23 protein-coding genes are annotated in these 23,528 nt (G+C 64.2%); 11 read left to right on the plus strand and 12 right to left on the minus strand.

What is annotated here, in order from left to right:
• Positions 1-123 precede the first annotated feature (123 nt).
• A complete protein-coding gene (locus FR699_RS11055; RefSeq protein ID WP_154552714.1) occupies positions 124-768 on the plus strand; it encodes a helix-turn-helix domain-containing protein in 645 nt (214 codons plus the stop codon).
• A gap of 212 nt (positions 769-980) precedes the next feature.
• Entirely contained in the window at positions 981-2,582 is a 1,602-nt protein-coding gene (locus FR699_RS11060) for an oleate hydratase (RefSeq protein ID WP_158855455.1), read from the plus strand.
• 151 nt (positions 2,583-2,733) lie between these two features.
• Here the strand turns inward: FR699_RS11060 and FR699_RS11065 are convergent, their stop codons facing one another.
• From FR699_RS11065 to FR699_RS11085, 6 genes are all read right to left on the minus strand, one after another.
• Positions 2,734-4,065 (minus strand): glutamate-5-semialdehyde dehydrogenase, encoded by a 1,332-nt coding sequence (locus FR699_RS11065; RefSeq protein WP_233263400.1) that lies wholly within the window; start codon positions 4,063-4,065, stop codon positions 2,734-2,736.
• The gene (gene proB, locus FR699_RS11070) at positions 4,058-4,897 is read right to left on the minus strand and encodes a glutamate 5-kinase (protein ID WP_158855457.1); all 840 of its coding nucleotides are present in this window, start codon (positions 4,895-4,897) and stop codon (positions 4,058-4,060) included. The genes FR699_RS11065 and proB overlap by 8 nt, the downstream gene beginning before the upstream one ends.
• On the minus strand, positions 4,890-5,015 hold the full coding sequence (locus FR699_RS13430; RefSeq protein ID WP_255470257.1) for a hypothetical protein: 126 nt from the start codon (positions 5,013-5,015) through the stop codon (positions 4,890-4,892). Before FR699_RS13430 ends, proB begins: the two co-directional genes overlap by 8 nt.
• Positions 5,016-5,644: 629 nt before the next feature.
• Positions 5,645-6,415 (minus strand): pyrroline-5-carboxylate reductase, encoded by a 771-nt coding sequence (locus tag FR699_RS11075; protein ID WP_154552708.1) that lies wholly within the window; start codon positions 6,413-6,415, stop codon positions 5,645-5,647.
• A gap of 147 nt (positions 6,416-6,562) precedes the next feature.
• Positions 6,563-7,303: a DNA-directed RNA polymerase subunit epsilon gene (locus FR699_RS11080; RefSeq protein ID WP_154552707.1), complete on the minus strand. Its 741-nt coding sequence runs from the start codon at positions 7,301-7,303 to the stop codon at positions 6,563-6,565.
• 175 nt (positions 7,304-7,478) lie between these two features.
• Positions 7,479-8,084: an MBL fold metallo-hydrolase gene (locus tag FR699_RS11085; protein WP_158855458.1), complete on the minus strand. Its 606-nt coding sequence runs from the start codon at positions 8,082-8,084 to the stop codon at positions 7,479-7,481.
• Between the two features lie 129 nt (positions 8,085-8,213).
• Between FR699_RS11085 and FR699_RS11090 the strand changes: the two genes are divergently transcribed.
• The 4 genes from FR699_RS11090 (at position 8,214) to serS (ending at position 11,425) form a co-directional block, all read left to right on the plus strand.
• Positions 8,214-8,393, plus strand: a complete 180-nt coding sequence (locus FR699_RS11090) for a DUF5786 family protein (protein ID WP_154552705.1) — start codon at positions 8,214-8,216, stop codon at positions 8,391-8,393.
• A gap of 72 nt (positions 8,394-8,465) precedes the next feature.
• Positions 8,466-9,044: a DUF99 family protein gene (locus tag FR699_RS11095; protein ID WP_158855459.1), complete on the plus strand. Its 579-nt coding sequence runs from the start codon at positions 8,466-8,468 to the stop codon at positions 9,042-9,044.
• Between the two features lie 58 nt (positions 9,045-9,102).
• Entirely contained in the window at positions 9,103-9,687 is a 585-nt protein-coding gene (locus FR699_RS11100; protein WP_154552703.1) for a uracil-DNA glycosylase family protein, read from the plus strand.
• A 379-nt stretch (positions 9,688-10,066) separates the two neighbouring features.
• On the plus strand, positions 10,067-11,425 hold the full coding sequence (gene serS / locus FR699_RS11105) for a serine--tRNA ligase (protein WP_158855460.1): 1,359 nt from the start codon (positions 10,067-10,069) through the stop codon (positions 11,423-11,425).
• 200 nt (positions 11,426-11,625) lie between these two features.
• Here serS and thsB read toward each other — a convergent pair whose 3' ends face one another.
• The 4 genes from thsB to FR699_RS11125 all read right to left on the minus strand — a co-directional run bounded on the left by thsB (position 11,626) and on the right by FR699_RS11125 (position 16,609).
• The gene (thsB, locus tag FR699_RS11110; RefSeq protein ID WP_154553239.1) at positions 11,626-13,260 is read right to left on the minus strand and encodes a thermosome subunit beta; all 1,635 of its coding nucleotides are present in this window, start codon (positions 13,258-13,260) and stop codon (positions 11,626-11,628) included.
• 215 nt (positions 13,261-13,475) lie between these two features.
• Complete coding sequence (locus tag FR699_RS11115) at positions 13,476-14,501, minus strand: lysylphosphatidylglycerol synthase transmembrane domain-containing protein (protein ID WP_154552701.1); 1,026 nt, start codon at positions 14,499-14,501, stop codon at positions 13,476-13,478.
• Between the two features lie 26 nt (positions 14,502-14,527).
• Entirely contained in the window at positions 14,528-15,676 is a 1,149-nt protein-coding gene (locus tag FR699_RS11120) for a sulfatase-like hydrolase/transferase (protein WP_158855461.1), read from the minus strand.
• 72 nt (positions 15,677-15,748) lie between these two features.
• Positions 15,749-16,609 carry a polysaccharide deacetylase family protein gene (locus FR699_RS11125; protein WP_158855462.1) on the minus strand — a complete coding sequence of 287 codons (861 nt, stop codon included), beginning with the start codon at positions 16,607-16,609 and terminating at the stop codon, positions 15,749-15,751.
• Positions 16,610-16,706: 97 nt separating this feature from the next.
• Here FR699_RS11125 and FR699_RS11130 point away from each other — a divergent pair, with 97 nt between their 5' ends.
• Both FR699_RS11130 and FR699_RS11135 read left to right on the plus strand, forming a co-directional pair.
• On the plus strand, positions 16,707-17,795 hold the full coding sequence (locus FR699_RS11130; RefSeq protein ID WP_158855463.1) for a glycosyltransferase family 2 protein: 1,089 nt from the start codon (positions 16,707-16,709) through the stop codon (positions 17,793-17,795).
• Positions 17,796-17,875: 80 nt separating this feature from the next.
• A complete protein-coding gene (locus tag FR699_RS11135) occupies positions 17,876-19,699 on the plus strand; it encodes a glycosyltransferase family 39 protein (protein WP_154552697.1) in 1,824 nt (607 codons plus the stop codon).
• Here the strand turns inward: FR699_RS11135 and FR699_RS11140 are convergent.
• Positions 19,696-19,836: a hypothetical protein gene (locus FR699_RS11140; protein ID WP_154552696.1), complete on the minus strand. Its 141-nt coding sequence runs from the start codon at positions 19,834-19,836 to the stop codon at positions 19,696-19,698. The genes FR699_RS11135 and FR699_RS11140 overlap by 4 nt on opposite strands.
• 54 nt (positions 19,837-19,890) lie before the next feature.
• On the opposite strand from FR699_RS11140, the gene hisA reads away from it, so the two are divergent.
• Positions 19,891-20,613 (plus strand): 1-(5-phosphoribosyl)-5-[(5-phosphoribosylamino)methylideneamino]imidazole-4-carboxamide isomerase, encoded by a 723-nt coding sequence (hisA, locus tag FR699_RS11145; RefSeq protein ID WP_154552695.1) that lies wholly within the window; start codon positions 19,891-19,893, stop codon positions 20,611-20,613.
• A 31-nt stretch (positions 20,614-20,644) separates the two neighbouring features.
• A complete protein-coding gene (locus FR699_RS11150; RefSeq protein WP_229770465.1) occupies positions 20,645-21,868 on the plus strand; it encodes a sugar MFS transporter in 1,224 nt (407 codons plus the stop codon).
• A 131-nt stretch (positions 21,869-21,999) separates the two neighbouring features.
• On the opposite strand, the gene FR699_RS11155 is transcribed toward FR699_RS11150, so the two are convergent.
• A complete protein-coding gene (locus FR699_RS11155) occupies positions 22,000-22,779 on the minus strand; it encodes a sulfite exporter TauE/SafE family protein (protein ID WP_154552694.1) in 780 nt (259 codons plus the stop codon).
• Between the two features lie 161 nt (positions 22,780-22,940).
• Between FR699_RS11155 and hisB the strand changes: the two genes are divergently transcribed.
• Positions 22,941-23,528 carry an imidazoleglycerol-phosphate dehydratase HisB gene (gene hisB, locus FR699_RS11160; protein ID WP_154552693.1) on the plus strand — a complete coding sequence of 196 codons (588 nt, stop codon included), beginning with the start codon at positions 22,941-22,943 and terminating at the stop codon, positions 23,526-23,528.

Consider the following 23,528-nt stretch of genomic DNA (forward strand, 5'->3'; position numbering starts at 1 on the left):
GTTCGCTCTCACCGTCCGCCTTCGATTGGCCGATGCGATACACGTGGTTTGCTTTCCCAGTAGCAGTTCCTCTCAACAGAATTATGCGTCGGCATTAACTCGGCACGTGCCAAATCAGCAACTATGAGCCTCGTTTGTGAGTTCGAACTACTCTCGTCGACCCTCCCCCTCACAGCGGTCGCCAGCGACCTCGAAACCGTGCTTCACGTCGACGACGTGATCTCCGGGACGAAGGCGGTCCCCGCGTTGGTGTTCTCGGTGACGGGTGTCGACCCCGACCGCCTCGAGGAGCGCCTGGATGAGCGGGCACTGATCCGTGAGTACGTCGCCCTCGAGTCAGCGTACGTCGAATCCAGATACCGGGTCAGGCTCGACGAGGATCCGACTGGCGTCTACACCCAACTCGTCGACCTCAGGACCCATCCGATCGGGGCGGTGGTAACCGGACGCGGGTGGAAAGTCAGTGCCCGTTTCGCGGACCGAAGCGACCTCGATGCGTTCCGCAACGCCTGTGGCGGAAGCGATGTCGAGTTTCGTCCGTTACGTCTCTTCGAGACCGAGGCCGATCCGGCCGACGACTACGGCCTGACCAGGCCCCAACACGAGGCGCTTCTCGTTGCCGCTCGGATGGGCTACTTCGACGTGCCGCGAAACGCGACGCTCTCGGATCTCGCCGACGAACTCGATTCGACGACATCGGCCCTTTCAGAGCGGCTACGGCGGGGACAACGCCAGTTGGTCGAACGGACGATCGCCGGGTCTGCCTGAGAATCGACGAGAGATCCGATGGATAAGCAGCAGGATATATCCTGCAAACTGTTAGCACCGGGGCGGTCGTAGTACCATGTGTGTAGAGCCGACGGACGATGCGAGTTGTGATCCGTCGCCATCGAACACGAGGGACCAGCTATGATCGCACTACTGAGGGTCGACCCGAGCATCGCACGCAGAACCGCGAGTGACGTGCTGGAGGGAGACCGATGACCGTCCGGAAACGTCCCCGCAAGCCCCGGGCCAGCGAGCGTGTGGCCCACTTCGCGGGCGGCGGTATCGCTGGACTCGCCGGGGCCGCCTTCCTGATCCGGGACGGCAACGTCCCTGGCGAGAACATTCACGTCTACGAGACACTCGACGTGATGGGCGGCGCGATGGACGGTGCTGGCGATCCCGAGGAGGGGTACGTCATCCGGGGCGGGCGGATGTTCAACTTCCCCGCCTACGAGTGCACTTGGGACCTCTTCCGGACGATTCCCTCCCTGGAAGACTCCGATCGCTCCGTCAAAGAGGAGATGAACGAGTTCAACCGGATCCACGAGTCCTACGCCGAGACGCGGCTGATGTCGGGCAGTCGCCGGATCGACGCCTCCCGGTACGAACTTGACACGCGGGATCGACTCGCGTTGGCCCGCCTGCTTGCGACGCCCGAGGAGCGCCTGGGCGACACCCGGATCGAGGAGTGGTTCCGCGAGGAGTTCTTCGAGACGAACTTCTGGTACGTCTGGGCGACCATCTTCGCCTTCCAGCCCTGGCACAGCGTCGCCGAGGTGCGCCGGTACATGTACCGCTTCTTCCACGAGTTCCCCCGCCTGCACACCATGGAGGGCATCGACCGGACGAAGTACAACCAGTACGACTCGATGATCCTCCCGCTCCGGCGGTGGCTCGACGACCACGACGTGAACTTCCACTACGACACCGAGGTGACCGACATGGACATCGTCACCTCGCGTGAGGGCCGGACGGTAGAGCGCATCCACGTGGAGACCGACGACGGCCACGAAACCGTCGGCGTCGATCCGACGGACATGGTGTTCGTCACGAACGGCTCGATGACCGATGGGTCCGACCTCGGGGCGATGGACGAAGCGCCCGAAACGAACGAGACCGGGGCGTCCTGGGAGCTCTGGCGAAATCTCGCCGAGGACAATCCACAGTTCGGGAATCCCGAGGTGTTCGCCGGCAACGTCCAGGAGACCAAGTGGGAGTCCTTTACGGTCACGTTGCACAACACCGACCTGTTCGAGCACATCGTCGAGTTCACGCGGGAACAACCGGGAAACGGGTTGGTGACCTACGTCGACTCGAACTGGCTCCTGTCGACTGTCGTCGCCGCCCAGCCTCACTTTGCGAACCAACCCGACGACGTGAAGATTTTCTGGGGCTACGCGCTGTTCCCCGACCGGAAGGGCAACTACGTCGAGAAGAAGATGTCCGAGTGTACGGGCCGGGAGATTCTCGAAGAACTGTGCTACCACCTCGACTGCGAGGACCGACTCCCGGAGATCCTCGAGGACGTCAACTGTATCCCCTGTATGATGCCGTTCATCACGGCACACTTCCAACCCCGGACCCCTGGCGACCGGCCGAAGGTCGTCCCCGACGGCTCGAACAACCTCGCCTTTCTCGGCCAATATGCCGAGCTGGACCGTGACGTGGTGTTCACCGTCGAGTACTCCGTTCGGTCGGCGATGACTGCCGTCTACGAGTTCCTCGATCTCGATAAGGGGGGGATCCCGCCGATCAGCAAACACTATCGCGACCCCACTGTGCTGTTGGACGGAATCAAAGCCGCCTACCGGTGAACCGCCTCGGGGACAGCGACTGCCGTTCGGCAGGCCAGACAAGAGTGGGGTGAGCTCGGTCAACAGCCGAATATTTCGGGATTGAACAGCAAGAGGCTCTGTCCTGTCGCACCCATAGCTTCTCCAGGTGGGACCTTCCGGGTGCTCGTCTCTAGAAGGGCCCCTCGAAATCCTCGTGAGTGAACGGCACGGCGTCCTCGCCGGCATAAGAGGCCACGAGGTGACCGTCGCCTTCGAGGTAGTACTTGTAGGTCGTCAGCCCCGCCAGGCCGACCGGGCCACGGGCGTGGATCTTGCCCGTCGAGATGCCGACTTCGGCGCCGAGGCCGTAGCGATACCCGTCGGCAAAGCGCGTCGAGGCGTTGTGGAAGACGCTGGCGGCGTCGATTGCGGTCATGAATTTTCGAGCCGCTTTCTCGTCCTCGGTCAGAATCGACTCGGTGTGTTTCGAGCCGTTCGCGTTGATGTGATCGATCGCCGCCGTCAGGGAGTCGACGACCTTGATCGCGAGGATCAGGTCGCCGTACTCGGTTCGCCAGTCCTCGGCCGTCGCTTCGAGCACGTCGACGCCCGTGTCCGCGAGAATCTCCCGCGTGCGTTTGTCGCCCCGCAGTTCGACACCGGCCTCGGCGTAGCGATCAGCGACCGCGGGCAGGAACTCCCTGGCGACGTCCTCGTGGACCAGCAGCGTCTCGACGGCGTTACAGACGGCAGGATACTGGACCTTCGCGTCGTAGGCGACCTCGACGGCCTCCGCTAAGTCGGCCTCGTTGTCGACGAAGACGTGACAGACGCCCTCGGTGTGGCCCAGGACGGGAATCTGCGTGTTGTCCTGGACGTAACTGACGAAATCCGAGGAACCCCGGGGCATCAGCAGGTCGATATGGTCGTCCATTTCGAGAACGGTATCGACAGCCTCGCGGGCCTCGATCAACTGAACCCAGCCGTCCGGGATGGCCTCGACTTCCTGGGCGGCTTCGCGGATGATCTCGAACAGTTCGCGGTTGGAATGGCTGGCCTCGCTGCCGCCCTTGAGGATGACTGCGTTGCCCGACTTCAGTGCGAGGGCGGCGATCTGGACCAGTGCGTCCGGTCGAGACTCGAAGACGGTGCCGATGACCCCGATCGGGACTGCCACCTTGTAGAGGTCCAGATCGTCGTCGAGATGGCGCGCTTCGAGGGTCTCGCCCAGCGGGTCGTCCATCGCGGCGACGCTGTCGACCATCTCGACGATGGAGTCGACCTTGGCGTCGTCGACTTTCAGTCGATCGACCAACGCCTGGGTGTACTCGCCGGCTTCGAGCAGTTCCTCGGCGGTCGTGACGTCCTCGTCGTTGACCGCGATGACCGCTTCGCGGTGCTCGTCGATGGCGTCGGCGATCGCCGCCAGGGCGGCGTTGCGGTCGGCGTCGTCGACGTTTGCGAGTTCGAGTGCCGCTTTTTCGGCGGCCTCGACCTTGCGTTCGGTGTCTCCGTCAGTCATCGTAGGCCCCGTTGACAGGCAGGAATATTGTGCCCACCGGTTCACCTTCGGCGATCCGTTCGAGGACGTTTGGCTCGGCCGATCCCGCGATCACGGCCGGGCTGCCGTGTTCGTTGACCGACCGCGCGCCCTCGACTTTGGTCGTGATCCCGCCAAAGCCATCACTGGAACTCTGCTGGACGATCTGCTGGATCGCGCCGTAATTTGTCCCCACGGCCTCGATCTTCTGTGCTTCCGGATCGTCTTTCGGGTTGCCCGTGTAGACTCCATCGACGTCCGTCAACGTCACCAGCAGGTCCGCGTCGATGCCGACCGCGATCGACGACGAAAGCATGTCGTTGTCGCCGATCTGGATTTCCTCGATAGCGATGGCGTCGTTCTCGTTGACGATCGGGACGACACCCCAATCAAGGAGGGTCTCGATCGTGTTGTGGAAGTTGGTGAACCGCTCGGGATCGTCGAGATCGGCCTGCGTGACCAGGATCTGGGCAACCTTGCGGTCGTAGCGCTCGAAACTCTCCGTGTACCGGCGCATCAGGTGGCTCTGGCCGACCGTCGAGAGTGCCTGGGAGGCCTCGACGGTATCGGTCTCGGATTCGACTCGCCCCTGGCCGGCCCCGATCGCTCCCGAGGAGACGAGGATGGCCTCTTTGTCGTGTTCGAGGAGGTCCACCACGTCGTCGACCAGTTTGTCGAGTTTGGCGTCGTCGAGGTTCGAGTCGTCGTCCGTCAGGGAGTTGGTTCCGGCCTTGACGACCACGCGTTTTGCACCCGCGGCCTGCTCGCGGGCACGTTCGATCGTCTCTGCTGCAAGGGGTTCCGTTTCAGTCATCGTCGACCTCGCTGGTGATCTCCGCCGACCAGCGCTCGGCGGTTGCGCAATCGTCAGTGCCGTCCCGTGTGTAGGATGTCTGCCCACTTTGGTGATCGATCAGAGTGGCGTGTCTCATTGTAGTGTGCCAAATGGGCGACGGACAAACCTACTACGATCCGTAACGAGTTCGGTCGGTACACTACAACCATCTCCAACGTGGATTTCGTATATCGCTCACGCGCAGATTCATATGGAGAATAATACAATCAGAGAATAGATATCGAGTATGGATTATAGAGTATCAAATAGTGTCGTCACTGTACTCTCCGTGGGCGTTATGGGATGGAGCCTCCTGTGGCTTGGCCAACTACTATTCGGGGTTGTGGTCGTCGCCGGTTTGACAACGACATATACCAGGTGGCGACAACAAAAACCCGCGGAGGCAGGTTTACTCGTGGCCCTCTGGAGTTTGATTGCGGTCGCTGCTTGGACAAGCAATCTACGCCTCATCGTCGGATCGGTCACAATAGCGGCAATTGTTTACGCAGCGTGGTCACTATGACGAATATCGGTATTTGAGGCTGTCCATGCCCCTCTGCGAACGCGTCCGAGAATGTGGCCCACCGAGACCCATCCACCCAGAACTGGTTTCAGTTCATCTTCTACACCCAAGCGAAGCGTCATTCCAACGCAGTCTCTCTCCACGACGGGGGTCAAGTTCCGCTGGTGAGTAGCGATTCGAGTGAACCTGTGGCCCCCATCAACTCACTCATCGCCGACCTCGCTGGTGATCTCCGCCGATCGCTCTTTGGTGGCGGCCACCGTCTCGCCGAGGACGGCTTCGACGTCGCTGTCCCACAGCACCTCCATGCCCTCGATCGTCGTGCCGCCTTCCGTCGCGACGGCGTCGATCAACTCGTCGACGCCCGTCTCGCTCTGGAGGACGGTCTCGGCGGCCCCTTTGAACGTCTGTGCCGCGAGGGCGTGGGCGGCGTCAGGATCGAGCCCACCGTCGATGCCCGCCTCGGCCATCGCACCGATCAGGTAGAAGACGAAGGCCGGCCCGCTGCCGTTGATCGCCGTCGCGAGATCCATGTGGGCCTCGTCGATGGGCACCCACGTCCCCAGGTCATCGAGCAACGTGGCGACGTTCGCTCCCGGCTCGGGCGAGACTGCTGCGGCCATCTCGCCGTACTCGGCCGCCACATTGGGCATCATCCGGACGACTGTGGCCTCCGTTCGTGCGTCGAGGAACGCCGTCGAAATCCCTGCTGCCACCGAGACGACGGTCTGGTCGGTACCGAGAGACAGGTCCCCCAGGAGAGCCCCAACGATATCCGGCTCGATGGCGAGGACGACGACCGGAGCCTCGGCCGCCTCCGTGAGGTCGGTCGTCGTCTCCTCGGCGACTCCGGCTAGCTCTTCAAGCGCCGATTCCTCGACGTCGCAGGCCGTCACCCGGTGCTCGCTGTCGGCGAGCCCACGGACGATCGCCCCGCCCATGTGGCCACAGCCGATGACGCTCACGTGAACCATTTCTTGTCTTCTCTGGGGCACTGAGCGATATACCGATGGCGATTCCCTCTGAACAGCGACCGGCCGCCAAGCACTGACTGTGACATCCGTCGGCAGTCCCGACGAGCCGGTGTCGGTTGCGTGTCTCCGGCGTCGTGGTGCAACCGCCTAGGCAGTGTCCGCGTCGCTTTCCTCGGCAATTGCCCACCGCTTGACGTTTTGACCGGAGCGACCGAAGACGGCGTCTCGAAGCCCCTGCTCGTCGAGTTGCTCGTCTAAAACCCGATCGAGTCGGTTGACGCTGGTCATGTCCAGCCCGTAGCTGTCGATCAACTGCCGGTATCGCTCGTCGTCGGTGATCGACTGGAAGTGATCGTACAGTGAAGCCATCTCGTCGGGCGTCAGTGCGGCGAGTCGCTCGGGGTCGTCCAGGCCGAGTGCCCCCTGGCGCTCGCTGTCGACGACGTGCTGGATGACCACTAGAGCGACCTTGGGGATCGCTCGCTGGCTGCCAAACGCCGTGAGGTCGATCTCGGTCACGATGCCAAGCACGCGATCGCGTTCCCAGGGCGTCAGATCCAGGGCGTTACACAGCGCGTGGGTGATCCGGGCCTTATCGAGGCGGTGCATCCGTTCGGCGTGGCCGGCCATGGCGGGATGTTGCTCGTTGTGGAGTCGCCGCAGTGAGTCATCGAGGTCGTCACCGGGGCGATCCGGGCGACCGATCGTGGTCGCACTGGGCGTCACCATGTCCCATTGCCGGATCAGTTCGTCCCGTCGGGCTTCCGCTCGCGACAGTGCCCCGTCGCCCGGCTCGGCGGAGACGTCTCGTTGCTTTCGCCACTCGCGACGCTCACGCTCGGCCGGTTCGGCGACCTGCCCACTGCTATCGACGCCCTCGCCGTTCATCGTCACCTAGTCGTCGCTACGAACAGTTGAATCCACGGGCTTTGGACCCACCACTCACGAGTATTGCTCCCGGAGAAACCCCGTCTATATCTTCACCTTGTAACCAGAACCACTTAAAGAGATGCGGGCAACAACTCGGGTGAAGCTCGGTCGGGAGAGCGGATTGTCCAGGTATTCAGTCGTATTTGGGCTCTCGTCGCTCGGCTCGTTGTAGTGCCGTCTGGACGACATCCCGGACGTCACCGTGGAAGACACCGCCGTGACCGCTATACATGTGTTCGACTCCCGCTGGTAGCCGATCGAGGATCTCGCGAATGCTCTCGATAAGTCGCTCACGGGACTGGCCCGGCTTGTCCGTCCGCCCGAAACTGCCGTTCTCGAAGGCACCGTCGTCGTGGACCACGACGTCACCCGAGAACAGCGCCGACTCACTGACCAGCGAGACGTGATCGTCGGCGTGCCCGGGCGTGGCGATGACCTCGAACGACTCGTCACCGATCTGGAGCGTGTCGCCGTCTGCGAGCGCGTCCGTCCGGCGTGGATGCCCAGCCTCGGCGTACAGATCCGCGTCGAAGGCATCGAGGACCGCATCGAGTTCGGCAACGTGATCGCCGTGCTGGTGAGTGAGCACGACGGCGTCCACTGTGTCGGTATAGTTCCGGATCACGTCGACGACACCAGCCATCGCACCGGCATCGACGAGCGTCGGACGCTCGCCGGTCGCCAGGTAGGCGTTGGCGGTGAACGTCTCCGCGTCGGCTGTGACATTGTACACGTCCATAGACGAGCGTGGGGCCAGCGCGCTGTTGAGTCTGACGGTGGTCTACGATGCGCTCTGTCGTGTCGCGTTAGCATGGAACGTGGAGTGTGCGTGTGATTTTTCACCACGAACGTCATAGCATCACACGATATGGGGTTCGGGAGTTACGACGAATCCGAACAGGAGAACCAGGACCTCGATGCCGATTTCGACGATGATGAAGGGGTTAACGCCGCGGAAAACACACACAACGGTGACGTCGAATTCGAGTTTACCGCCTCGAACGACGAACTGCTCGATAAGTTATCCGACATCAAGGAGAACACGTAACGTGAGCAGCGTCGCCGTCTCCGGGACCGCCTTCGAGAGGCACCTTGTCGACTACTCGGGACAGTTCCTGTCGTGAAATCCGGCGTCCGTGTCCTCGGGATCGCCGAATCCTTCGTCGGCGAGCAGTCGACGCTCTGTGGCGCAGTGGTCCGTGCGAGTCGTGTCGCCGACGGTTTCGTCTTCGGGCGGTGTACCGTCGGCGGGCGTGACGCGACCGCGGCCGTCCTCGGGATGGTCGATCGCTTAGACCGAGCGGACGTCCGCTCGCTTTTGCTCGCGGGGATCGCACCCGCGTGGTTCAACTTCTTCGACCTGCCGCGGCTCCACGAGGAGACGGGGCTGCCTGTCGTTGCCGTCACCTTCGAGGACAGTTCGGGCCTCGAAGCGACGCTCCGTGAGGAATTCGACGGCGAAGCACTCGCCTGGCGGCTGGCCACCTACCAGGCACAACCGACACGAGAGTCCGTCAGTGTCAACGGCGAGACGGTCTTCGTCCGGCAGGTCGGCTGTGATCACGCGGAGGCCCGAGAACTCCTCGCCGCGTTTACGCCCGACGGCGGGCGACCCGAACCACTCCGAGTGGCTCGACTGGCCGCCAGAGCTGCCGACGAACGGTTCGAAGACGACAGCGGGAGTCGATCGAGAGACTAGAGCACACGGCTCGGGAGCGATAGCGACGCTTTTGCCGCCCCGCGCCCCAGACCCGGCTATGGAACACATGGACGGCCTCTCCGTGAGGGGGTGTCGACGCTGCGAGGCGCTCGTCGAGTCGCGCTCGCGGATCGTCGACGGCGTTGGCCCCGCCGACGCCGACTTGCTGTTGGTCGGTGAGGCCCCGGGCGAGCAGGAAGATCAGGGGGGCGAACCCTTTGTCGGCCGGAGCGGGGGCGTACTGGACGAGGGATTGCGGGACGCGGGACTCGCCCGCGCGGACGTACGCATCACTAACTGTCTGCGGTGTCGGCCACCGGAGAATCGCGATCCGACGACCGAAGAACTGGAGCATTGTCGACAGTACCTCGAACGCGAGATCGAGATCGTCGACCCCGAAGTGATCGTCACGCTGGGAAAAGTACCCGGCGAGCACCTGCTCGGGCGAGACGTTGCCGTCACCAACGAAGCCGGCTCGATAGAAGACGTCGAGATCAGAGGGACGACCCGGCGTGTGCTGGTGTGTGTTCATCCTGCCGCGACGCTGTACGATCGGAGTCAGCGCGAAACCTTCGACGCGACCATCCAGCAAGCGAGCGACCTGGCCGGCGACGGCGGGCAAGCAGAACTGGGCGACTTTTGACTCCATCCCGAGCAACGACGCCTCGGCTGGACTCGACGGAGGTTCGCGCGTGTAACTGCCACCACCTGTCACCCAAGGTGACGCCAGGCGTGGTCGAATCGCAGCGTCATCGCGGCTCCATGGTCCACGTCGTGGGACGGCGAGCGCCTCTGATACCGCTGGATTCCGTTCGTCCACAACCCGGCACAGGCCACCTGACGGCAGCCCAATCGGCCCTGGATGACGATCGCGGTTTCCTTTAAGTGGTTCTGGTTACAAGGTGAAGATATAGACGGGGTTTCTCCGGGACACTTCGCTGAAAGCGGCTGTGCCGTCAGTCAGCAGCCGTGGCGACGGCCAGAACGATACGGTTTTGGGACGCCACCGAGAATCCGCGTCCATGTTACCACGCCAGTACATTCGCGAGCACCCTGAAGACGTCCGGAAGATGCTCGCGGCCCGCGGCGTCACTGACGTCGATCTCGATGCCGTCCTGGAGATCGACGAGGAGTGGCGCGAGTTGAAGGCCCGCGGCGACGACCTCAGACACGAGCGCAACGAAGTCTCTTCGAAGATCGGCCAGCTCAAACAGGACGGCGACGACGAGGCTGCCCAGGACGCTATCGAGCGCTCCCAGGAACTCAAGACCGAACTTCAAGACGTCGAGGAACGCGCCGACGAACTCGAGCGCGAGCTGGAACAGCGCCTCCTCGAAATCCCGAATATCCCACAGGACGACGTTCCCGAGGGTGACGACGAGAGCGATAACGTCGAAGTCCGCCGCTGGGGCTTCGATGAGCGCCGAGATCTCCCCGAGAACGTGGCCCCACACTACGACCTTGGCGAGGAACTGGACATCTTAGACTTCGAACGCGGCGCGAAAGTCTCGGGCGGCGGCTTCTACTTCTTGAAGGGCGAGGCTGCCCGGCTGGAACATGCCCTCATCCAGTTCATGCGCGATATCCACCGCGAGCAGGGGTACGAAGAGGTGTTTCCGCCGATCCCTGTTTCGAGTGAGTCGATGACAGGGACGGGTCAACTCCCCAAATTCGCCGACGACGCCTACAAACTCGAAGACGAGGACCTCTGGTTGTGTCCGACCGCCGAGGTGCCGGTGACGAACATGTATCGCGACGAGATCCTCCTCTCTGAGGATCTGCCGTTGAAACACCAGGCTTACACCCCGAACTTCCGCCAGGAAGCCGGCGAGCACGGCACCGAGACCCGTGGGATCGTTCGTGTCCACCAGTTCAACAAGGTGGAGTTGGTCAACTTCGTCGAACCCGACGACAGCGACGCACGTCTCGACGGATTGCTCGATGAAGCCGAAGCAGTCCTCCAGCGGTTGGGCCTCCCCTATCGCGTACTCGATCTCTGTACTGGTGATTTGACATTTGCGTCGGCCAAAACCTACGATATCGAGGTCTGGGCCCCCGGCGACGACATGGCGGAGGGTCCGGCGGAGGGCGGTCGCTGGCTCGAGGTCTCTTCGGCGTCGAACTTCGAGGACTTCCAGGCCCGCCGGGCCGGGCTACGCTACCGGCCAGAACGGCACGAATCGGCCGAGTATCTCCACACGCTGAACGCCTCCGGGGTCGCGCTGCCCCGCGTCTTGGTGGCGATTCTGGAGTACTATCAGAACGACGACGGCACCGTGACCGTCCCCGAGGCGTTACGCCCGTACATGGACGGCCAAGCACGCATCGAAGGCTCGGAGAAAGTCGGCGAAAGTGCCCTCGGTGCCGGCGACCGGGACTGAACGACTGACTCGATTCCGTCGCCCTCAAAGTTTCTATCTGGCACTTCGAAGCAGGTAGCTGTACTCTTTGGTCAAAACCTACGTATCGAACGGACAGAATCGCGTTGCTTTGCGTCGAGAGCGATTCGGGGGAGACGCCGGCTGGGCTGGGGGCCGATGGCCCGCTCGGCTGTCCGGAGAGTCTCAGTTCCTCGGCTCTCCTACATCATGCCGCCCATACCGCCGCCCATGCCGCCCATGCCGCCGGGGGCGCCGCCCGGACCGCCTTCGCCTTCCGTCTGCTCGGCCTGGATGATGTCGTCGATCTTCAGGACCAGGTTGGCGGCTTCTGCCGCACTGGAGAGGGCCTGGGTCTTGGCGTGGGCCGGTTCGACGACGCCGTCGTCGTACGTGTCGACGACGTCACCGCTGAAGACGTTCAGACCGGCGCGCTTGTCGCCGCTCTCGTGGGCCGAGCGGAGTTCGACCAGCGTGTCGATCGAATCGAGGCCGGCGTTCTCGGCCAGGACGCGCGGGACGAGTTCCAGCGCATCGGCGAAGGCTTCGACGGCGAGCTGTTCGCGGCCACTGACGCTGTCGGCGTAATCGCGGATCCGGCCCGCGAGTTCGACTTCCGTCGCGCCGCCACCGGCAAGCACTCGCCCGTCGCTGACTGTCGAGGCAACGACGTCCAGGGCGTCGTTGATCCCGCGTTCGAGTTCGTCGCTGACGTGCTCGGTCGAGCCACGGATCAACAGCGTCACGCCGTGGCCGTCGCTTTCGACGACGAACCAGCCATCGTCTTCCTCCCGGGTGATGTCGCCGGTGCCGAGGTCGGCCTCGGTCAGCGATTCCAGGTCCGAGACGATCCGTGCGCCAAGCACTTCGGTCAGGAATTCGATGTCGGATTTCTTGGTGCGTTCGACGGCCAAAATGTCTCGCTTGGCCAGGAGATGCTCGACCATGTCGTCGATGCCCTTCTGGCAGAAGACGACGTCAGCGCCGGCCGCATCGATCGTCTCGACCATCTCCCGGAGCTGGGCCTCTTCTTGCTCGATGAACTGCTGGAGCTGCTCGGGATCGTCGACGCTGAGCTGGGCGTCGGCTTCGGTCTCGTCGAGTTCGAGTGCCGTATCCAGCAAGAGAGCGTTCGCGTCCGTGAGGTCTGTCGGCATGTCCTCGTGGACGGGATCCTCGTCGACGACCGCGCCCTCGACGAGCGTGGAGTCGCTTGCGGGACGGCCCGGCTTGGACTCGATGTCGACGAACTCCAGGTCGACGATCGTCGAGCCGTCCTCGGCGTCGACGGTGACAGCCTGGATCGCGTTGACGACCAGATCCGAGAGGAGGTCGAGGTTGAGTTCGGCCCCCTTGCCCGTCATACTCGTCTCGGCGACGGACTTGAGAATCGCCTCGTCGTCAGGGTCGACAGCCTCGGCGATGTCGTCGATCTCCTCGCGGGCCTGCTTGACGGCCATGTCGAACCCACGAATGATCGCCGTCGGATGAATGTCCTGTTCGAGCAGGTCCTCGGCGTTTTTCAGGAGCTCGCCGGCCGTCGCGACTGCCGTCGTCGTGCCGTCGCCGGCCTCGTCCTCCTGGGCCTCGGCGACCTCGACGACCATCTCTGCCGTCGGGTTGTCGATGTCCATCTCCTGGAGGATGGTGACGCCGTCGTTGGTGACGGTGACGTCCCCGATCTGGGAGACGAGCATCTTGTCCATTCCTTTCGGTCCGAGTGTCGACCGGACCGACTGTGCGACCGCCCGAGCCGCCGAAATATTGTGACTCTGGGCGTCGTCGTCTTTCATCCGCTGGGCCTCGTCGTCGAGAATGACCATCGGTTGGCCCTGCATTTGCTGGCTCATGTGTCGATCGAAAGTTTGTCTGTGGTTCTATATAAATGTACGGGTTTCTGTCTCCGCCCGCGAGGGCGCTCACGGCTCACAGTTTGCCCGATAATCGCCGTACAGCGGGCAGAAATCGACTATCGTGCCATGGAATGGCATACGACTGGCCTGGGGCCATGCATCGTCTCCGATGCGGTATTTATATACAGTATGACGCTTGCTCACTCGCCGCTCGTCCGGGAGAGATCGAGCTGGATCGTGGGGTACCAACCCGCCAACGCCGGCAGGTAGACTCCCAGGAATCGATCGACCAGGATCGTCGGCGCACCGACCGCCGGTGGGACGCCCAGCGCGGCCAGGACGAGCGTTCCCGAGGCTTCGGCGACGCCGACACCGCCGGGCGTGACCGGCACGAACGTGACGGCGTAGGCGGTCACCAACGCCAGTGGGAGGAGGATCGCGGGGGTAAACGGCTCGCCGACGGCGTCTAAGAGCAACCAACTCCGTGCGGCGGGGACGGCCATGAGCGCGACGATCCACCCGGCAGCGTACGCGATTGGCGTCCGGGGAGAGCCAAGCAGCGTGGAAAACGTCTCGGCGGCATCGGCGCCCAGGTCCGGCAGCGCTCCCAGAAACCGCTCGATTGCCTCGCCCGCGAGCGGAATGCGATCAGTGGGAAGCCGTCGTTCGAGCCCGCTGGCGAGTGTGCCTACCCCGTCGAGGCGTGTCCCAGCGACGATCACCGTCACTCCGACAACGAGGTAGACCGCCGCCGAGACCGCCAGCGCGGCCAACAGCCACGGCGCCATCGACAACCCGAACACGAGTAGACCGACGGTAGCGACCAGCCCGTACAGCGTCGCGTACAGCGCGGTGTGGAGTGCGGCGACAGCAACGAGTGTCCCCCACGATCGGCCGGTGTACTGTCTGAGGACGACGGGAGCGAGCGACCGCCCGACGGCCTGGGTCGGGCTGAGGTGATTGACGAACGCGACCGACAGGGTCGTGCCCGCAGCCACGCGAAACGGCGTCCGGGCGAGTCGATTGAGCAGGACGTGCCAGGTCCAAAAGCGGGCCAACAGTCCCACGATAGAGAGGCCGAGGATCGCCACGACGACCAGCGGATCGATCTGCCCGAGAGTGCCGGCGACTTTCCCCCAGTCGGTCTGGCTCACCAGCCACGCCAACACCGCCAGCCCGATCGCGTAGCGGGCAGCGGTCACCAGGCGCTGTCGGCTCTCACTCATCGTCTCGCGCCTCGCTTGGGCGCTGACTAGCCAGCGTCAGCATACCCCAGATCCTTGAGTTGTTGCTCGACGGCCGCCGAGACGTCACTCGAACTGACGGCCGCCGTCTCCTCGCCGCGCTGGAACGATACCTCGGCGTCGCGAGCGATCAGTTTCCGCTCGAAGTCCTGCCAGCAGACCGTCGCCTGCTCGTGCCACGGCGCAACCGTTAGTGTCTGCTCGGTCCGTCCACTCGTGAGATCTGTCCCCTGCCAGGCGTTAGGGGTCTCCAGGCCGACGCCCGCGACCAGCGTCGGCGCGATATCGAGCAGACTCAGCCGCTCGCCAAGCGTCTCGATGCCGTCGAGGACCACCGGCACCTGTATCAACGAGTCGGCTACCCGGCGGCGATAGCCCTGGTGGTAGTAGTAGCCCTCTTCGCCGAGTTCTTCGCCGTGATCGGCCGCGAACGCGAAGATGGGATCGCTGTCGAGTGCGTCGAGCAACTGTTCGATCCGCTCGTCGGCCCGCCCGAGAGCGTCCCGATAGGCCGAGACGATCCGTTCGTGGCCCGCGTCGCTCACTTCGTTCGAGCCGAACCAGTGGCGCCCGCCCGCGGCCTCGGCCGTTCGATCGAGGGCGTTCGGGATCGCGTCGTCGCCCGAGCCGTACGGGCGGTGGGTGCCCATGAGGTGGACCCACAGAAACCGCGGCCCATCGGCGTCGTTGAACTGCTCGATCGCGGTTTCGAGGACTTCCTCGTCGTCGGGCAGGTCGTCCATATTGGCGGCCATCGGGTAGACGCGCCGGTAGACCTGCCGGACGAGATCGAACGAGCCCAGGTACTCCCGGAACCGGCTGCGTCGGTTCTTCGCGGGGTTGCCTGCCCCGGACATGAAGTTGTCGTAGTACTCGAAGCCGGCGTCGAAATCGAAGGTTGGATCGGCCTGGGCGGATGGCACGAGACCGATGGTGGTGTAGCCCGCCTCGCCGAGCACCTCCGCAAGCGTCGGCCCGATGACTTTCGACTCGACGGCAGCGCGCACCCGGGAAGATTGCAGTGCCGCCAGGCTCGGGCGCGTGTAGTGGCCGGCGGTCACCCCGGTGAGGACGTCGTGGCCGTCGAGAAACGACATCGCGTCGACGAAGTCGCGTCGCACGGAGTCGGCCGTCACGAGAACGATGTCGTCGGTCATGTCGATCTTGGGTCAACCTCCCCCCGGGCGAATACAATAGCTTCGGTCTGGCGATGGGCTTGGTCGGGTACCCTAGTTGTCCGGCGCCGCGCCCGGTTCGAAGGTGTCGGTCTCGCTCTCAAGTACCGAACGGGCAGTCACGAACTCGAAGTCGGCCTCCAAGATGCGTTCGAGCGCTCGCCACATCCACGCGCCGGTCCGGACGTACACCCGACGGGGCACCCCTTCGACGCGTGGCAGGTCGGCGAACTCCCAGGGGTGGACGTACAGCACCGGCGCAATCCCGCGCCGTGCCAGCCATCGCATGCCGGCGATCGTATAGCGGACGCCGAAAAAGCGCAGCCACGTCCCCGTCAGTGGTAGTCGAAGTCCGGGCATCACGGCGACCGGGAGTTCACCGATCGACGCGTTCGCGCCCGACTGGATTGTGTCGGCGGTCGTCGGCCGCTGGATCGACCACTCGCCGCCGTACCAGCCCGGAATCGACCGGCACGGGACAGTACTGGAGTCGTACTGGTAGCCCGTCTCGGCGAGCATCTCGAAGTGATCGGCCCCAATATCGAAGGATGGGGCACGGAAGCCAGTCACCGACTGGCCCGTGATGGTTTCGAGCGATTCTCGGGAGTCCCGCAGTTCCGCTTGGCGTGTGTCGGCAGCCAGATCCGTGAGGTGACGGTGAGTCACCGTGTGGGACCCGATCTCGTGGCCGTTCGCGGCGACCTCCTCGATCCGATCGGGGTGATCGCGTGCCAACTCGCCGACGACGAACCAGGTCCCTCGGGCGTCGTACTCGGCCATCGTCTCGACGAGTCGGTCGATCTGTTCGGGGCCGACATCCGGATCGGCGACGGTGCCACCGGCCGTCCGGTAGGCGGGCGTGTGGGCGAAGCTCTCGGCGTCGATCGTGAGGACGGCCCGCGGTGGTGACGCCATGGGTCGGCCCGGGAGTTCTCGCCCGGCCCACCTACGCCTGTCGGTGTCGGGGCCCGATGCACAAGGCCTAATATCCGCATCGCCGATCGTCTATCCAATGGGAGTATTGCCCCTCAAGCCGTTCGATTTGGGAGCGACGGTCCTCCAGACGCCCGCGCTGGGAGGGCCAGAACTGACGGCTGTGTTGGGTGTGTTGGCCGTTATCGTCTTCCTGTGGGGCCTGGAGCGCTACCGGACGACCTTCTCGAAGGCGGAGCTACTGGTCTCGCTGGCTCTCTCCGGTGGGATCGCGCTCATGGCCTTCGCGCCGACGCTGTTCAATCGGATTGGGACCCTGCTCAACATCGAACAGCGCCCGCTGGTCATCGCGTTGTTGTCGAACGTGACGCTGACGGTGCTTGTCCTCTGGCTGTTCGCCCGGACACGCTCGAATCAGCTCACGATCGGTGACCTCACCCGCTCGCTGACGGTCGAACGCGCCCCGACGGTCGAGACGCCGGAGGGGCCGGTCGCGTTCGTCGTCATTCCGGCCTACAACGAGGGTGGGGCAGTCGCCGATGTGGTCGCCTCGCTGCCCGAGCGTGCCGGTGGCTACGCCATCCAGCCGGTCGTCGTCTCGGATGGCTCGACGGACGACACCGCGAGCGTGGTCGCCGACACGCGCGCGATCGTCGCCGAACATCCGATCAACCAGGGCCAGGGTGGCGCCCTCCAGACTGGCTTCGCGATCGCCCAGCGCAACGGTGCCGACGCGGTCGTGACGATGGATGCTGATGGCCAACACCCCGTCGAGTACCTCGGAGAGTTGTTGGAGTTGATCGCGACCGACCAGGCCGACTTCGTGGTCGGGTCGCGGTACGTCGGCACCGACCGTTCGGACAACGGGCCGGCCAGACAGGCTGGCATCCGGGTGTTCACCGCACTGATCAATTTGGTCGCGAAACTCGACGTCACCGACTGTACCAACGGGTACCGGGCGATACGTGGGTCTGCTCTCTCCGCGTTGACCCTGACCGAAGAGCGATTCAGCGCCCCCGAACTCCTCATCGAGGCCCGGAAGAACGCGCTCCGGATCGAGGAGGTGCCGGTGACGATCCGGCAGCGAGACGACGGCGAGAGCAAGAAACCGACGCTTGGCTACGCGTTCGGCCTGACGCGGACGATTTTCGTTACTTGGCTGCGGTAGGCGTTCTGTCTGGCCCACGCTGGCCCGCTGCTCGGTCGCTCTCGGCAGGTTTATTCGGGCGAGCGCCGGATGATCCCCCGATGGGCGCCCTCCGTGAGTGGGTCGGTCGTGCACGCAGACAGGTCAAAACCGACCTGGCGGTAGACCGGAAACTCCGGTATATCCTGCTGTTGTCGGCGGTCCTGTCGCTGTTTTGGATCTGGCACCGCGTGCCCAACTTCGCGACCCGAGACGAGCGCTGGCGCGTCGTGGATCCGCTCGAAGTGCTGGGCTTTTATCTCGACGATCCAAGCATCCAGGGGATCCGGGACGGTCTGTCTCACTGGCGGGCCTACGGTCCGACGATGTACCTCTACGGACTGACGGCCTTGCCCGTCATCGCCGCGACGGCGTTTACGGGAGACTTCGAGACCTTCGCCAATATCCGGGCGACGGCGACGAAGGATCTCTTTGCCAACTGGCACGCGCTCCCAGGGTGGGTCTGGACGGGGAGTATCATCGCCGCGCGACTCGTGACGGTGCTCTTGGCCGTCGGTTGTGTCTATCTCGTCTATCGGATCGGAACCCAGTTACGGGACCGGGCAACCGGTCGACTGGCCGCGCTGTTGTTGGCACTGACCTGGGCGCTGGTCTCGCTGGCCCACGAAGCCGGCGAGGACATCCCCATGCTGTTTTGTTTACTCTTGGTCCTCTATCTCTCGCTCCGGTTTCTGGAAACTGGCGACGGGAACCTCGTGGTCGCTGGGGCCGGGCTGACTGGACTGGCGATGGCGTTCAAGCTCACCGCCGGGATCGGCGTGATCTTCTTTGGGGTCGCGTACCTGCTTCGGGCCCGACGGTCGGCTGATTTCTGGGGGTCGGTGTACCGACCGACGGTGATCAAGCGCTCGGTGCTACTCGGCTTGGTGGTGTTTTTCCTCTCGTTCCCGAGTGTCTTCGCCGAGGGGCCGATGGTCGTGCTCGAACGGATCGGTCGCGGTGTGTCCGCGAAGTCCTCGCCCCACGGCTGGCTGTACGATCACCCCTCGTGGTGGTGGCTCACCAGAAGCTACCTCAACGGCCTCGGCTGGCCGCTGTTCGTCGGTGTCCTCGGCGGCGTCGCCGTCTCTCTCGGGCGACTCCGTGACCGAACGCGAGAGACAGATGGCCTGCTCGTCGTCCTCTCGGGACTGTTCGTCGCACTCGCGGTGTTCTCGATGTGGTCGTACCTCCGGACCCACCACCTCTTGCCGACGATTCCGCTGCTCGTCGTCCTGCTTTCGATCGCGCTCAGACGACTGGCCGAGCGCCGCCAGCGCCTCGCCCGCGTGCTGGCCGTTGCCCTGGTGGTGTCGACGGCCGTCTATACCGGGATCGGCACGGTCGGCTACGCTACACAGCCCCGTGACCAGGCTGTCTCGTACGTTTCGAACAATGCCGGCCCGAACGCCACGGTCGAAACCTACCCGTGGGATCCACAGGAAGCAGCCGTCCCGCACGGGGTCGAGACCTATCGCTGGTCGAACCGCACTGATCCAGGCCAGTCGATCGGCGAGTGGATGCGTGATCTGCCAGCGCGGTGTCCGGAGTTCATCGTTCTCAACCACCAGCAGGCGCTGCTGTATCTTGCCCCTTCGAACCACAGCGCTCTCGCGGCACGTTACGAGGATCCGATCGTCGAAGCGTACCTCCGGGACCTCCTCGCTACCGACACCTACCCTTACGAGATCGGCGGCCGGTTCGGCCCAGCACCGATCTTCCGGTCGACTGGCGCGCCTCGCGATTCGACGTGGGATCTCCTCCAGGCTGGCGTCAACCCGCGTTCGATCCAATACGGTGATCCGCAGGACTTCGGTGTCGACCAGTACGCGATCGTCTTCGAACGGACCGGGGCCTGTTCGGTCGGGAACGCGACCGGCTCCTAACCGTCCCGGTTCAATCGCCCGACTGCCTCTTGGATCTGGTCTCCGTTGGCTGTCTGTACTTCGTTCCCGGCAGCGACCTTGGCGACTGCTTGGGCGATCGTCCCGCCTTGCTCGAGGATCGCTGCCAGATTCGCCACCGTGGTCTCGCCTCGATCGACACCCTTTATGGGGTGGCTGACGGCCAGAGAGGTATGTTCCCGGAGTTCGAGATCATCCCCGCGGTCGACATGCAGGACGGCGAGGTCGTCCAGCTGGTCGGTGGTGAACGTGGGACCGGAAAGACCTACGGCGAGCCAGTGGCGGCGGCAAAGCGATGGGTCGAGGCCGGCGCGGACACGCTCCACGTAGTCGATCTGGACGGTGCCTTCGAGGGCGAACGCCACAACGCCCCGGCGATCGAAGCCATCATCGACGCTGTGGATGTCGATATCCAGCTCGGCGGTGGCATCCGTACGGCAGAGGACGCCCGCGCCCTGCTCGATACCGGCGTCGATCGGGTCATCCTGGGGACGGCTGCCGTCGAGAATCCCGAGATCGTCGCCGGAATCAGCGAGACCCATCCGGGCAGCGTCCTCGTCAGTTTAGACGCCAGCGACGGCGAGGTCGTCGTCTCGGGCTGGACGGAGGGCACGGGACTCGATCCCGCCGAAGCCGCCCAACGGTACGCGGATCTCGGGGCCGGGGGAATTTTGTTCACCGACGTCGACGTCGAGGGGAAACTGGATGGGGTCCGCACCGGCCCGGTCGAGCGCGTTGTCGAGGCCGTCGATCTCCCCGTCATTGCAAGCGGCGGCGTCGCTTCGATCGCGGACGTTCGCGCCCTGGAAGGGGCCGGCGCGGCCGCAGTCGTCGTCGGTAGCGCACTCTACGAGGGCTCGTTCACACTCGGCGAGGCGATCGAGACGCTCCGGTGAGCACCTGTCGCTCGACGCCCGGTCGACATCGGTGGACTCAACTCGCCTCTGGGCCTACGCCGAGAGCGTGACCGACAACGGGCAGGCTCTGACCCGGCGGTTCTGGACGGGAGCGATCCTGCTGGCGGTCGTCCTGTCGGGGCTCGGCCTCCAGATGCGGGGTGCCGTCGTTCCGGAACTCGAAATCGAGTTCGTCGTGGGCAAGGACCTGCTCGGCTTCGTCGGACCCGCTGGCACCCTCGGCTATGTCCTTTCGATCGCGGTCGTCGGCGCAATCGCCGGACGGCTCCATCTCGTTCGCTGGTACACAGTCGGCCTCGCGGTGACGACTCTCTCGATTGCCGGGCTGGGACTTGCCCCGACGCTGTTGACCTTCCTCGCGGTCCTCGTCGTTCGCGGCCTGGGTGACGGCATCATTCGCGGGCTCGACCGTCCGATACTCAGTCACCTCTATCCCGACGACAGGGGTCGAGCCTTCGGGATCTACGACCTGGCGTGGGCAGTCGGCTCGGCTGCCGGCCCGCTGGTGATGACTGGCGCCATCGCGCTTGGCGACTGGCGGCTGGCCTACTTCGGACTGGCGGCAGCGCTCGTCCCGCTAGTCGCGTTCGTCTGGCGTCTCGATCTCCCCTTCGAGGCGGGGCGAGAGGCGATCCTCGACCGCGAAGCGCTGGGCGAACTGTTCCGGACCAGTGAGATCGTCGCGATGGCGCTGGCGATGTTCTTTCACACCGGTCTGGAGGGCGGCCTGTTCCTCTGGTTGCCCACCTTCGGCATCGAGGCCGCTGGACTCTCCCAGTCGAATGCAAACCTGTTGTTGTCGACCTTTACCATCGCCTATGTTCCCGGTCGACTCATCGCGACGGCCATCGTCGAGCGCTACGACTACAGCCTGTTGCTGGTCGGGATCGAACTGTTACTGGTTCCGACCTTCTTCGCCTCGTTTTTCGTCGTGGGCGGGGTCGCCACGTTCCCGATGGTGTTTGCCTTGGGGATGCTTGTCTCTGGGGTCTATCCCTTGCTGGTCGCGTTCGGGACCGACGCCGCCCCAGAGTACAGCGCCCCGATCAACGCCATCGCCGCGGTCTCCTCGTCGATCAGTTTCGCGCTCGTTCCGATGGCGATGGGGTTCGTTGCGGAAGCCCAGGGTATCCGGCCGGCGATGTGGATTCCGCTTGCCCTGACAGTCGGCGTGTTGCCGACGATTCTGGCCGCCCGGCGGTCGATCTCGATTCGGGACGGGGTCGGAACGTAACCCCCTCCAGTCTCGCTTTCATCGTCGTTTCGGTTCCCACACAGGTCGGGTTGTTCACCGACGGTCCGAGTCCCCGACTGTCCTGTTCAACGCACGGTTCCCGCCTTTCGAGTCCAACGCTTTCGCCCCTCTCACAGCACGAGTTGCTGGAAGACGACGAACCCACCGAGGCCGACGAACGCGAGACCGATGACTGTCGAGAGGCGTTCCTCGGAGACTAGATTCGCGTACCGCGCGGCGAGGAAGGCCCCGGCGATCCCACCGATCCCGCTGACACCCACGGCAACGAACGGGACGGACGACTCGACGACGAAGTGGCTTACGCCACCGAACAGCGCGGTAAAGATCATGATGAGGACGGACGTCCCGACGGCGGTGTGGACCGGATATTCGAGGACGAACGTGAGGGCGATGAGGATCATCACGCCCCCGCCAGCGCCGAAGACGCCGGTCATCGTTCCGATGAACGCGCCAGCGAGCACCGAGACGCCTGTCTTGTGGGCCCGGACAGTCGAGAGGTCGGCCCGCTCTCTGAAGGCCGCTATCCGCTCGTCGAGTGACTTCCGCATGAACGAGACGCCCATGAGCAAAATGACGATCCCGGATAGCCCGCCGAGCGTCGTCGAATCGACGCCCCCTGACGCCCAGCTCCCGACGATCGCCGCGAGAACCGCCGCTATCGCGATCCCCAGGCCGCTCCGGAGTCGGACGTTCCCGTTCCGCCAGTAGGTCGCTGCGGACACAGTAGAGGCAAAGACGTCCGTCGCGAGACTGATGCCGATCGCCGTGTAGGGGTCGTATCCCAGGACTGTGACGAGTACCGGCGTGACGACCACTACCGCGGACGCGCCGATCAGCCCGGTGACGACGCCGGCACCGATACCAGCGAGCAAGACGACAAGCAATTCCATGCAGCCGGTGATAGCGCTCGCCGGTATTTCTGATCGCGGGTTCGAACTCGCCCGTGTGAGTGATCTTGCATCCCGGTCGCTGACGGCATCTTGAGAGTGGTGGCCGCAAGCGGGACCTCCAGTGAGGTAGACACTTAACCCATGGCGACGTGTTCCAGGATATGACCGATCGAACCGCCGTAGTCTCCCGCGAGACGGGCGAGACGTCGATCGAGGTGACCCTCGATCTCGACGGCAGCGGCGAGGCGACCGTCGCGACGGGGATCGGGTTCCTCGATCACATGCTCGACTCGTTTGCCACCCACGGCCTGTTCGACCTGGCCATCGAGTGTGACGGCGACCTCGCTGTCGACGACCACCACACGACCGAGGACGTCGCGATCACGCTCGGAGAAGCGATCGACGCGGCGCTGGGTGACCGAACGGGCATCGTCCGCTTTGCCGACCGACGCGTTCCCCTCGATGAGGCCGTCGCCGAGATCGTCTTGGACGTGTCCGGTCGCCCGTTCTTTGCCTTCGACGGGGAGTTCTCTCAGGGCGAGGTCGGGGATCTCACGAGTGTCATGGCCGAACACTTCCTGCGCTCGCTGGCGACCAACGCCGGTTTGACGCTACACGCGAGTGTCAACGGCCAGAACGCCCACCACGAGATCGAAGCGTTGTTTAAGGGTCTGGCCAGGGCGCTCGATGATGCAACCCGAATCGACGACCGCCGGACCGACACGCCTTCGACGAAGGGCGAGCTGTGA

The organism is Halorhabdus sp. CUG00001 (genome assembly GCF_009797925.1).
Classification (GTDB): Archaea; Halobacteriota; Halobacteria; order Halobacteriales; family Haloarculaceae; genus Halorhabdus.

Excerpts from the sequence above, each read along its gene's own strand:
- FR699_RS11055 (WP_154552714.1), top strand. The coding sequence starts at position 124 with ATGAGCCTCGTTTGTGAGTTCGAACTACTCTCGTCGACCCTCCCCCTC.
- FR699_RS11060 (WP_158855455.1), top strand. The coding sequence starts at position 981 with ATGACCGTCCGGAAACGTCCCCGCAAGCCCCGGGCCAGCGAGCGTGTG.
- FR699_RS11065 (WP_233263400.1), bottom strand. The coding sequence starts at position 4,065 with ATGACTGACGGAGACACCGAACGCAAGGTCGAGGCCGCCGAAAAAGCG.
- proB (WP_158855457.1), bottom strand. The coding sequence starts at position 4,897 with ATGACTGAAACGGAACCCCTTGCAGCAGAGACGATCGAACGTGCCCGC.
- FR699_RS13430 (WP_255470257.1), bottom strand. The coding sequence starts at position 5,015 with ATGAGACACGCCACTCTGATCGATCACCAAAGTGGGCAGACATCCTAC.
- FR699_RS11075 (WP_154552708.1), bottom strand. The coding sequence starts at position 6,415 with ATGGTTCACGTGAGCGTCATCGGCTGTGGCCACATGGGCGGGGCGATC.
- FR699_RS11080 (WP_154552707.1), bottom strand. The coding sequence starts at position 7,303 with ATGAACGGCGAGGGCGTCGATAGCAGTGGGCAGGTCGCCGAACCGGCC.
- FR699_RS11085 (WP_158855458.1), bottom strand. The coding sequence starts at position 8,084 with ATGGACGTGTACAATGTCACAGCCGACGCGGAGACGTTCACCGCCAAC.
- FR699_RS11090 (WP_154552705.1), top strand. The coding sequence starts at position 8,214 with ATGGGGTTCGGGAGTTACGACGAATCCGAACAGGAGAACCAGGACCTC.
- FR699_RS11100 (WP_154552703.1), top strand. The coding sequence starts at position 9,103 with ATGGAACACATGGACGGCCTCTCCGTGAGGGGGTGTCGACGCTGCGAG.
- serS (WP_158855460.1), top strand. The coding sequence starts at position 10,067 with ATGTTACCACGCCAGTACATTCGCGAGCACCCTGAAGACGTCCGGAAG.
- thsB (WP_154553239.1), bottom strand. The coding sequence starts at position 13,260 with ATGCAGGGCCAACCGATGGTCATTCTCGACGACGAGGCCCAGCGGATG.
- FR699_RS11115 (WP_154552701.1), bottom strand. The coding sequence starts at position 14,501 with ATGAGTGAGAGCCGACAGCGCCTGGTGACCGCTGCCCGCTACGCGATC.
- FR699_RS11120 (WP_158855461.1), bottom strand. The coding sequence starts at position 15,676 with ATGACCGACGACATCGTTCTCGTGACGGCCGACTCCGTGCGACGCGAC.
- FR699_RS11125 (WP_158855462.1), bottom strand. The coding sequence starts at position 16,609 with ATGGCGTCACCACCGCGGGCCGTCCTCACGATCGACGCCGAGAGCTTC.
- FR699_RS11130 (WP_158855463.1), top strand. The coding sequence starts at position 16,707 with ATGGGAGTATTGCCCCTCAAGCCGTTCGATTTGGGAGCGACGGTCCTC.
- FR699_RS11135 (WP_154552697.1), top strand. The coding sequence starts at position 17,876 with ATGGGCGCCCTCCGTGAGTGGGTCGGTCGTGCACGCAGACAGGTCAAA.
- hisA (WP_154552695.1), top strand. The coding sequence starts at position 19,891 with ATGTTCCCGGAGTTCGAGATCATCCCCGCGGTCGACATGCAGGACGGC.
- FR699_RS11155 (WP_154552694.1), bottom strand. The coding sequence starts at position 22,779 with ATGGAATTGCTTGTCGTCTTGCTCGCTGGTATCGGTGCCGGCGTCGTC.
- hisB (WP_154552693.1), top strand. The coding sequence starts at position 22,941 with ATGACCGATCGAACCGCCGTAGTCTCCCGCGAGACGGGCGAGACGTCG.